The organism is Pseudonocardia sp. ICBG1142, from assembly GCF_020496255.1.
Classification (GTDB): domain Bacteria; phylum Actinomycetota; class Actinomycetes; order Mycobacteriales; family Pseudonocardiaceae; genus Pseudonocardia.
The window spans coordinates 238625-249837 of sequence record NZ_JAHLJC010000031.1 but is presented as its reverse complement, the minus strand read 5'-3'; the positions used below and the strand labels follow the sequence as shown (position 1 = coordinate 249837).

At 74.7% G+C, this 11213-nt stretch carries 4 protein-coding genes and 1 pseudogene; all 5 read left to right on the top strand.

What is annotated here, in order from left to right:
• Positions 1-1089 (top strand): annotated as a pseudogene (locus KPL59_RS37825) (polyketide synthase); the annotation flags it as partial.
• A 211-nt stretch (positions 1090-1300) separates the two neighbouring features.
• Entirely contained in the window at positions 1301-6145 is a 4845-nt protein-coding gene (locus KPL59_RS25500; protein WP_226362278.1) for a type I polyketide synthase, read from the top strand.
• 45 nt (positions 6146-6190) lie between these two features.
• Positions 6191-7309, top strand: a complete 1119-nt coding sequence (locus KPL59_RS25495) for a DNA alkylation repair protein (protein ID WP_226362277.1) — start codon at positions 6191-6193, stop codon at positions 7307-7309.
• Positions 7306-8424 (top strand): polyketide synthase dehydratase domain-containing protein, encoded by a 1119-nt coding sequence (locus tag KPL59_RS25490; RefSeq protein WP_226362276.1) that lies wholly within the window; start codon positions 7306-7308, stop codon positions 8422-8424. The genes KPL59_RS25495 and KPL59_RS25490 overlap by 4 nt, the downstream gene beginning before the upstream one ends.
• Positions 8325-11213: an aminotransferase class I/II-fold pyridoxal phosphate-dependent enzyme gene (locus KPL59_RS25485; protein WP_308187980.1), complete on the top strand. Its 2889-nt coding sequence runs from the start codon at positions 8325-8327 to the stop codon at positions 11211-11213. Before KPL59_RS25490 ends, KPL59_RS25485 begins: the two co-directional genes overlap by 100 nt.

The window sequence follows — 11213 nt, the reverse complement described above, 5'->3', positions numbered from 1 at the left end:
ATGTCCGACCACCCGACCCATGACCTGGCCGTCATCGGCCTCGCCGTCCGGCTCCCCGGAGCAGAGGACGTGACCGACCTGCGCACGTTCCTGGCCGGCGACACCGTCGCGGTGTCGCCGGTCCCGGCCGCCCGCTGGGCCCCGGGCCTGCTGCCGCGCCCGGGCCTGCGCGGGGGCTTCCTGCAGGATCCGCACTCGTTCGACCACGAGGCGTTCGGCCTCTCCGCCGAGGACGCCGTCCGCATCGACCCCCAGCACCGCGTGATGCTGGAGATCGGGGCGCGCGCCCTCGAGGAGGCCGGCTATCGGGGCCGCCGGCGGTTGCGGGCCGGGGTGTTCGTCGGCAGCAGGATGAACGCCTACGGCTACGACGCGGCCCTCCCCGGCCCCGGGTCCCCCACCGGGCCGCCCGCCGCCACGCTGTGGGGCCGGTCGCAGAACTTCGCCGCGGCCTGGCTGGCCGACCGGCTCGACCTGGCGGGGCCGGCGCTGGTGCTCGACACGGCCTGCTCGTCCTCGCTCACCGCCCTGTGGGCGGCCTGCCTCAGCCTGCGCAGCGGTGACTGCGACCTGGCCGTGGTCGGCGGCGTGGACCTGCTCGTCGACCCGCTCACCTACCGACTGCTCGACGCGGCCGGGGCCCTGTCCGCCGACGGGCTGTGCCGCACGTTCGACCGTCGCGCGGACGGTTACGTCCCCGGGGAAGGGGCGGTCGCCCTGGTGCTGAAACCGCTGGCGGCGGCGCAGCGCGACGGCGACCGTGTGCTCGGGACGATCGTGCACGTCGCCGCCAACAACGACGGCGCGACCATGGGTGTCACGACACCGAACCTGGAGGCTCAGGTCGAGCTCCTCGACGGGGTCTATCGGCGGGTCGACCCCGACACCGTCCAGATGGTGGAGACACACGGCACGGGCACCGCGATCGGCGACCCGATCGAGGTCCGCGCCCTCTCCGAGGTGTTCACCCGGCACGGGATGGCCCCGGGTTCGGTCGCGCTCGGCTCGCTCAAGCGGCGGATCGGGCATCTGCACTCCGCTGCCGGCCTGGCCGGGCTGGCCGGGCTGCTCTGCGCGCTCGCCGAGGAGATCGTCCCCGGCCTGCACGTCGAACAGCCCAACCCACGGCTGCAGATCGACGGAGGGCCGCTGCGGCTGACCGGGGCGGCCGAGACGTGGCCCGCGGCGACGGTCCGGGGGGGGGGCCGGGCTGAGCGCGTTCGGCTTCGGCGGGACGAACGTCCACGCCGTGGTCACCGGGGCGCCGCCGGGCCCGCCGCGTGCCGGAACCGGTCCCCACGTGCTCACGCTGTCCGCCCGGACGTCGTACGGGGTGCGCGAGCTCGCCGCCCAGTGGCTGGAGCTGCTCCCCCGGCTCGGTCCCGGTCTCGACGACGCCTGCGCCGCCACCCGGCTCTCCCGCCCGCACCTCGCGGCACGGATCGCGGTGTCCGGCGACGGCGCCGACGCGCTCGCGGCAGCCCTGCGGGACGCGCTGTTGCGCACCGGGCCCGGGTCGGCACCACACCGAGCACCGGCGCCACCCGCCCCGGGCGGCGACGCCGGGACCTGGCTGCCCTGGCTGGCCGAACAGGTCCCGGCCGTCGCACGGCTGGTGGACCGGTTCGTCACCGCCACCGGGGACCCGATCGGGGCCTGGGGTGCCCGCCGTACCGCGCTCTGCGGCGCGATCGCCTGGCCGGTCGCGCTGGTCGCCCTGGGGGCACCCGACGCGGCGCTCCCCGGGGAGGGGCCGGGTGCGGTGACCGCCGCCTACGCACTCGGCGACGACCCCGACCCCACCGCGACGGTCGCGGCGCTGCTCGCCGCCGGAACCCCGGTCGAGGGCCCCGGTCCTCTCGACGGCACGACCGGCCCCGCCGACGTCGCCGGCAGGATCGCCGCGGTCCTCGCCGCCCTGTACGCCGACGGGCACGACGTGGACTGGAGCCGCCACCGCGCCGGCCGGCCGTTCCGGACGGCCGAGGTCCCGATGGCCCAGGCCGACGGGCGGGTGCTGGACCTGCGGGAGCCGCAGCGGTCGGCCGAGTCCGGCGGGCCGCTGCGGGTGCTGCAGACCCTCGGGGCGGACGGCTTCGCCTTCGAGCGGGTCCACGGTCCCGGCGAGGTTCCCGTCGCGCAGCACTCGGTGTTCGGCGAGGCGATGCTGCCGGGGATGGCGTGGCTGGACCTGCTGAGGGCCGGAGCGGTGGCCGCCGGCGGGACGTTCGGTGGCCTCGCCGACCTGGTGTTCCACCGCCCGTTGCGGGCGGCGCAGCCGGAGGTCGTGACGTGCAGGGCCGCCGGCGACGGCGCCTTCGAGCTCCGGGGACCGGACGGCCCGTACGCGCACGGGCGCTACGTCACCACCGCCGTCGCCCGGCCCGCCCGTCTGGACCTGGACCCGCTGCTGGAGACCTGCGGTCCGCTGAGGTCCGGTACGACGCTCTACCGCAGGCTGCGTGCACTCGGCTATCGGCACGGCCGCTACTACCGCAACATCTCGTGGGTCGCGGCCGTCCCCGACGGCACGCTCGCCCGCGTCGAGGGAGCACGTCAGCGCAGCTGGAACGACGACGGGGTCGAGCTGTTCCCCGGGTTGCTCGACAGCGTCACGATCGCCGCGCTGGACCTGGACCACGCGATCGCGGGCCGGGCCGACGCCCCGGTGTTCATCCCCTTGTCGATCGGCGCGGTGGAGGTGCACGGATCCCTGGAACGAGCCGCGTTCGTCCACACCCGGGTCGGGTTCTGGAACGAGGAGGCCTGCCGGGTCACCCAGACCGTCACCGACGACGCCGGGTCGGTCGTGATGGTGCTGCGTGACATCTCCTCGAAGCGGGTACCGGCAGCCGCCTTCGCGCCGACCGATGCGGCGACGTCCGCGCCGACGGCGCCGGAACGGGCCCCCACCCCGGCGGCGGTCACGGCGGAGGCGACGCCGGCGACGGCGGTTGCGGCGACCGGTCCGTCCTCGCGGACCGGCGTGGCGGCATCGTCCGGTGCGGACGGGCGACCGGCCCCCGCCGTGGTGCTCGACTGGTTCCTGGACGAGGCCGGGCTCGGTCACGACGACACCGACGAGGAGTTCCTGTCCACCGGGTTCGACTCGGTGGGTCTGGTCGACCTCAGCGAGCGTCTGTCCCGCGAGCGCGGCCTGTCGCTCTACCCGACGGTGTTCTTCGAGTTCCCGACGCCAGGACGGTTCGCCGCTTTCCTGGCCGAGGACGCGCCGGAGCTGGTGCGCGCGCTGCGGGCCGAGCGGCCCGGCCCCGACGACCGGACCGACGACGCATCCCGACCGCCGACGGGCGGCCCGCCGCCCGCGGACCCACCCGGCACGGACCGGCCGCCCGTACCCCCGTCGAGGCCCGTGGCCGCGGGGCCGACCACCCCGGCACCGCTGGCCGCCACACCGACGCCGGCACCCACCGTGGCCCCGGCGGGCGAGCCGGCCGCGACACCGGCGGGGAGACCCACCGGCCCGCGCCCGGCCGACCCGGCGGACCGGAATCCGTCGCGCGACGTCGCGGTCGTCGGCATGGCCGTCCGCGTGCCCGGGGCCTCGACCCCCGAGCAGATGTGGCAGCTGCTGCGGGACGGCGTCGACACCGTCGACGAGCTCCCCGCCGGCCGGTGGGCCGGCCACCCGGACTCCGCCCCACGCGCGTCGTTCCTGCCGGAGGTCGACCGGTTCGACCCGACACCCTTCCGGATCTCGCCGCGCGAGGCACCGATGATCGACCCGCAGGCCCGGATCGTCTACGAGACGATCTGGGAGGCGTTGGAGGACGGCGGTCGGATCGGCCCGCGGGCCGAGGGCAGCAGGACCGGGCTGTGGATCGCCTACAGCCACGACCACTACCACGAGGAACGCGCCCGGCTCGGCGTCGGTGACGGCCGCGGGCTGGGCCTCGAGGCGATGATCCCGAACCGGCTGTCGCACCTGATGGACTGGACCGGACCCAGCATGGTGGTCAACACGCTGTGCTCCTCTGCCCTGGTCGCCCTGCACACCGCGCTGGCGCACCTGCGCTCGGGTGACATCGACACCGCCGTGGTCGCCGGGGTGCATGCGGCGATCAGCCCCGAGTACTTCGCCTCGATGACGGCGATGCGGGCCCTGTCCCCGCGGGCCCGGTGCGCCGCCTTCGACGCGGGTGCCGACGGTTTCGTACCCGGTGAGGGTGCCTCGGCCGTCGTGCTGCGCCGCTCGGCCGACGCCGACGCCGAGGGCGACCGGGTCCGCGGGCTCGTCATCGGCGCAGCCGTCAACCACGGCGGCCGCACCAGCCGGTACTCGGCCCCGAGCCCGACGGCCCAGCGCGACGTCATCACCGCGGCACTGCGGGACGCCGACGTGTCGCCGGACTCCATCTCCCTCGTGGAGGCGCACGGCACGGGCACCACGCTCGGCGATCCGATCGAGGTCGACGGGCTGACCCGGGCCTGGCGTCGGCACACCGACCGCCGCCAGTTCTGTGCCATCGGCTCGGTCAAGTCGAACATCGGCCATCTGGAGCCCGCCGCCGGGCTGGCCGGGCTGGTTAAGGTCCTCCTCGCCTTCGAGCACGCCACGATCCCGGCCACCTTGCACCTGACCAGGCCGAACGACCACATCCGGTTCGAGAACACACCGTTCTTCCCCGCCGTCGACGCGCTGCCCTGGCACCGGGGCGACGGTCCCCGGCGCGCGGCCCTGTCGGCGTTCGGGATGGGCGGGGTGAACGCCCACGTCGTGCTGGAGGAGCCCGCCCCCCTGGTGCGACCCGCCGCTGCGGCCGGACGCAGCCATGTCCTCACCGTGTCCGCTCCCACCGAGGACGCCGTGCGGGACCTCGCCGACCGCTACGCGCGGTCCGTCACCGCTCTGCCGGCCGACGACGACCTCGCCGCCGTCGCCTGGACCTCGCGTGCGGGGCGGGCCCGCCAGCGCCACCGCGTGGCGGTCCACGGCACGCCGCGCGCCGAGCTCACCGCACGGCTCACCGCCGTCGCGACGGGGGCCGCGGACGCGGCGCCGGTCATCCGGACCGGGACGGGAGCCGGAGGTCCGACGGTGTTCCTGTTCACCGGCCAGGGCTCCCAGTACCCGGGCATGGGCGCCGACCTCTACCGCGACGAGCCCGTGTTCCGTTCCGCCGTCGACGACTGCACGGCGATGCTGGCGCCCTGGCTCGCGGTCCCGCTGCCGGAGCTGCTGTTCCGGTCCGAGGCCGGAGTGCTGACCCGGACCGACCACGCGCAGGTCGCGATCGTCGCGGTCCAGGTCGGGTTGGTCCGGCTGCTGGAGTCCTGGGGGATCCGTCCCGGGCACGTGATCGGGCACAGCGTCGGCGAGCTCACCGCCGCATGGGCCGCGGGGTGCCTCGCGCTGCCCGACCTCATGCGGGTCACCGCCTGCCGGGGGCGGGCCATGCTCGCCCAGCCGGCGACCGGCTCGATGGCCGTCGTGCACGCCGACCGGGTGACCGACGCCGAGATCCTGCGCGACCACCCGGGGCTGGAGGTCGCCGCACACAACGGGCCGCGCAACACCGCGGTCGCCGGCCCGCGGGAGCACATCGTGGCGCTGCGGGATCGGCTCACCGCGACGGCGCAACCGGTGGCGGTGACACCGTTGAGCGTCAGCCACGCGTTCCACTCGCGGGACATGTCGGGCGCGGCGCCCGCGCTGCGGGCGGAGCTCGCGACGGTCGCGTTGCGGCCCCCGGAGATCGCCTTCACCTCCACCGTGACCGGGACCCGGCACACGGCGGAGACCGCGACCGACCCGCAGACGTGGGCCGACGGTCTGGTCGGGCCGGTGCTCTTCCACGAGGCACTGACCGAGGTCCACCGGAGCCGGCCGGCGGGCTACTGGGAGATCGGGCCACAGCCCGTGCTCGCCCGGCTCGCCGCCGACCTCACCCCGGAGGCGGGGTTCGTGCGCTCGACCCTCGCCCGCGGCCGTACCGACGCGCTGTACCGGCACCTGTGCGACCACCACAACACCACCGACCCCGAGGTCGTCCTCGCGGGCACACCGCGGACGCCCGGGCCGGGTATCGCCGACCTGCCCCGGTTCCCGTTCGCCCGGACCCGCTACTGGGTCGACGACACCGGACGTCAGGACCGAAAGCCGACTGATAGGACAACCCTCTAACGTCGACGATCGGTTCCCCCGCGACCCCGGAGAGTGAGTACGTCCATGACGGAGTACGGCCTGAAGCGACACTTCGACAGCGGAGCGGCCCGCCTGCTCGGAGACCTGGTGACGCAGGTGCACCCGCAGTTCGACCTCGAGGGGTACGTCACCGAGGTCGCGGCGCTGGTCCCCCCGCTCGAGCTGAAGGACCGCGTCCGGGTCCTCTCCGACGGCCTGCGCAGCAGGCTCCCGGAGGACTATCCGCAGGCCCTGGCGACCTTGCTGTCGATCCTCGGCGAGGAGCTGGCCGAGGGCGACGGACTGTTCAACACCAGCTGGTACCTCATGCCGGTGGCCCGGTTCGTGGAGGACCACGGTCTCGGTCACCCGGAGATCTCGCTCGACGCGATCGAACAGATCACCCGGCGACACACCGGTGAGTACGCGATCCGGCCCTACCTCGACCAGCACCACGAGATCACGATGGAGCGGGTCCGGGCCTGGGCCGGATCACCGAGCCTCAACGTGCGCCGGCTGGCGAGCGAGGGGATCCGGCCGCGGTTGCCGTGGGCGCGGACCCTGCACCGGTTCGTCCAGGACCCCACCCCTGTCCTGGAGGTACTGGAGGCACTGCGTTCGGACCCCTCGCCCTACGTCCGGAAGTCGGTCGCCAACAACCTCAACGACATCGCCCGCGACCACCCCGACGCCGTACTGGACGTGCTCGAACGGTGGGCCGCGGAGAGCCCGACCCCGGAGACGGAGTGGATCAGCCGGCACGCGCTGCGGGTTCTGGTGAAGAACGGCGACCAGCGGGCACTCGCCCTGTCCGGTGTGACCGGCGGCGAACACGTCCGGGCGGACCGGCTGGTGCTCAGCCCGACCACCATCCGGCTCGGCGAGTCGGTCACCCTGCGCGCCGAGATCCGCAACACCGATCGGCACGCGCACACCGTCGCCGTCGACTACGTCGTGCACCACGTGCGCAACAACGGGCGCACCCTCCCCAAGGTCTTCAAGCTCGCCTCGGTCGAGCTGGGGCCCGGCGAGAGCCGGGTGGTGGAGAAGCGCCACCCGGTCCGGGAGATCACGACCCGCCGCTACTACCCCGGCACCCACGTCATCGACCTCCAGGTCAACGGTCGGGTCGTCGCCGCCGACGGATTTGAGCTCGTCACATGACCAGCCGGCGGACGCTCACCGCGGACGATCCGGTGGTCGCCGACCACCGCATCGACGGGGTCGGGGTGCTCCCGGCGGCGGCACAGATCGACCAGATGCTGCGGGCCGTCAGTGCCGGCGCACCCTCGCGGCGGTGGTGGCTGGAGCACGTGGTCCTCGCCGAGCCGCTCGTCGTCACCGACCGCGGGTCGGCTCTGGAGGTCGACGTCGCCGACGACGGCGCGGTGGTCCTGCGGGCCCGCCGGGCGGACGACCCGGACTCCCCGTCCCGGCTGCATGCCCGTGCGGTCGCGGCCGGGGCACCCCTTCCCCCGCCGACCTACCTCGACACCGCCGCGCTCGAGGCCTCCGCCGGACCCGAAGCGCCGCTGGCCGTCCTGGACGACTGGCGCGCGGGCAGCGGGATCGTCTACGGCGAGCGGTACCGGGTGATGCGTTCGCTGCGCCGCGACGGCGACCGGATGTTCGCGGTACTGCGACCGACGACCGACGAGCCCGGCGCCGTGATCGACCCGGCCGTGCTCGACGCCCTCCTCCAGGGGTTGGGTCTGCTGGACGACGGCGCCGCAGGGCGCTGCCTGCCGTGGTACATCGGGCGCATCTCCGTCCGTCGTCCGGTCCGGGGAACACTGCTGGCCCTGGTCGAGCGGACCCCAGGCGGCCCGGACGCCGCCGGCTGCCGGGGGCGGGCGACGGTCTGCACCGAACAGGGTGAGGTCGTCCTCGAACTCGACCGCATCGTGCTGCGGACGGTCGCCCCGCCGGGCCGCACCGCCGCCGGCATGCCGACCCGCTCGTCCGGGACGGCCGGCTGCACGACGGTCCCCGGCTGGCGGGCCGCTCCGGCACCCGCGCCGACACCTCGGGACACCTCGGGACACCTCGGGACACCTCGAGGATCCTGGTCCTGGGCGACGCCCCCGGGCTCACGGGACCGGTGCGACGTCTCGGGCTCGAGGTCATCACCGACGGGACATTGCGGTCCCACCTGGCCGAGGAGCCGCCGGAGCTCGTCGTGCACGCCCCGGCCCCCGGCGGGGACGCGTGCACCCAGGTGCTGCAAGCGGCCGCACTGGCACGCACGCTGTCCGGCATCCGACCGTTCCCCGCCCTGACCGTCGTGACCCGCGACGCCCACGGAGAGCGTCCCGATCCGTCGCACACCGCGCTGTGGGGCCTGTTCCGTTCGGTGCGGACCGAGCACCCCCGGACGCCGGTCACGTTGCTGGACCTCGGCGGCGAACCGGCGGGGTCGTTCTCCGTCCCGCACGACGGCGGCGAGTACCGCCGGCACGGCGACGAGCTGCTCGTCCCCCACCGTCGCGACGCCGGCCCCGCCGACGGGCCACCGTTCGATCCGAGGGGGCGGCGCGTGCTGGTCACCGGGGGTCTGGGCGGACTCGGGCTGCTCGTCGCGGAGCTGCTGGCGGAGCTCGGGTGCGCACACCTGACCCTCGTCGGCCGCACCGCGCCGTCGGGGCGTCGGGGGGAGCGGATCGACCGGCTGCGCGAGCGGTGCGAGGTCCAGGTCCTGACGACGGACGTGGCTGTTCCCGACCCGGCGCTGGGTCGGGAGCGCTTCGACCTGGTGATCCACTCGGCCGGAGTGCTGAGGGACGGCCTGGCCCGGACGCTCACTCCTGAGCGGATCGCGGAGGTCCTGGCCCCCAAGATCTCGGGTGTGCAGGCACTCGATGCGATGTTCGACCGCGACCACCGCCCCGGCGCGGTGGTGCTGTTCAGCTCGATCAGCGCGGTCGAGGGGAATCTGGGCCAGAGCGCGTACGCCGCCGCGAACGCGTTCCTCGACGGCTACGCGGCCCGCCGCCGCTACGACGGCGAGCACTGGTGGAGCCTCGACTGGGGCCTGTGGAACGCCGGGATGGGCGAGGGCGTGGTCACCGCGGCCGCGGCCCGCGGCATCCCGGCGCTCGAACCGGATGCGGGTCTGGCGCTGCTGCGTGAGGTGCTGACCCGCCCACCCGGCCAGTACGTCCTGTCCGCACCCGCCCGACCGAAGGACGAACCGATGACCAGCACGCTGGACACCACCGACGCATGGACATCCGTGAGCGCGATCCTCACCGGCACGATGCACCTGCCCGCGGTCGCTCCGGGCGACGATCTGCTCGAGCTCGGGCTGGACTCGATGATGGCCGTCGAGATCACCGCCGGCCGGGCGAAGGCCGGCTACGAGCTGGACCCCGCGCTCCTCTTCGAACTGACCAAGGTGCAGGACCTGCTGGACCACCTCCGGTCCCTCCCCGTGCCTGCCCCGACTCCGGGCGGCGGGGTCCCGTCCGTGCCCACGACCGATGCCGGGGTCTCCTCGGTCCCGACGTCCGCACCTGCCGGATCCACGACCTCCGACGTGCGCCCCGCGTTCCGGCCCGACTGGGACCGTTTCCGTGCGGAGCCGGTCGGTCCCGGGCACCCCGCGCCCGCCCCCTCGATCACACCCTCGTCGACCCCGGCCCCGTCGACCCCGGCCGCGGTGATCGCGCCGGCGCCCGCGGTGGTGCCGTCACCGCGCCCGGTCCCGGCACCGCACGCGGTGACGCGGCCGGTGCCGCACACAGCAGGGGCCGGCGCCGTGGGATCGGACGTCCTCGACCGGCCCGGCCCGCGCCCCGAGGGAGGCGCAGCAGGGGCCCCGACCGGGCCTCGGAGCGTGCCGGGACGCACACTGCCGGGCCGGCTGACCGACCGCCCCGGCGGGGGCTTCCTCGACCGCCGGATCGACGACCTCTCCCGGGAGGACCGGGCCGTCGTCGCCGAGGGTCGCTACTTCTACGAGCCGGTGGTCGAGGAGGAGACGGGCTCCTGGATCCGCTTCGACGACCGCTGGTACCTCAACTTCGCCTCCTACAGCTACCTCGGCCTGATCGGGCACGACTACATCGGGGCCCGGGTGCAGGAGGCGGTGCGCCGGCACGGCACGGGTGCGCACGGTGTCCGCCTGCTCGCGGGCACCCTCGGCCTCCACCGCGAGCTGGAACTCGCGATCGCCCGGTTCCTGGGCACGGAGGACGCCATCGTCTACTCCAGCGGGTACATGGCGAACGTGGCCACGGTCGGCGCACTGGTGGGGCCCGGCGACACCGTGATCGGCGACGTCTACAACCACGCCAGCATCCTCGACGGGTACCGGCTGTCGGGAGCCCGGGTCCTGACCTACGCCCACAACGACCTCGCCGATCTCGAGCGGGCGCTGCGCCAGTCCGGCGACGGCGGCAGGCTCGTCGTCACCGACGCCGTGTTCAGCATGGACGGCGACATCGCGCCGCTGCCGGGCATCGTCGATCTCTGCGAACGCTTCGACGCCCCGCTGATGGTGGACGAGGCCCACAGCCTGGGGGTGCTCGGCCGGACCGGACGAGGCATCACCGAGCACTTCGGCATCGCCGCCGACCGTGTGGCGGTCAAGATGGGAACACGGTCCAAGACCGTGCCCAGCGCCGGCGGCTACGTCGCCGGGAGTGCCGACCTGGTGTTCGCGCTGAAGAACAACGCCCGCGGCTGGATGTTCTCCGCCGCGGTCACCCCGGCGAACGCGGCCGCCGCGCTCGCCGCCGTCGAGGTGATGACGGCCGCACCGGGAATGGCCGAGCAGCTGCGCGGCCGCACCGGGCGCTACCGCGACGCGCTGCACCGGTCGGGCTTCGACACCCTGCACAGCGAGTCGCCGGTGGTGCCGGTCCTCTGCCGCGACGACGGCCAGGCCCAGGACCTCGCCCGGCTGTGCCAGGCCGACGGGGTGTTCGTCCAGCCCATCGTCTACCCGGCCGTGCCGCGGAGCCTGCCGCGGCTGCGGACCATCGTGAACCTGTCCCACACCGACGACGACATCGACCTCGCCGTGGAGGTCCTGACCCGCGCCGGCCGCCGGCTCGGTCTCGTCTGA

Bases quoted from the DNA above. Each gene is read 5' to 3' on its own strand.
- KPL59_RS25495 (WP_226362277.1), top strand. From the start codon at position 6,191: ATGACGGAGTACGGCCTGAAGCGACACTTCGACAGCGGAGCGGCCCGC.
- KPL59_RS25490 (WP_226362276.1), top strand. From the start codon at position 7,306: ATGACCAGCCGGCGGACGCTCACCGCGGACGATCCGGTGGTCGCCGAC.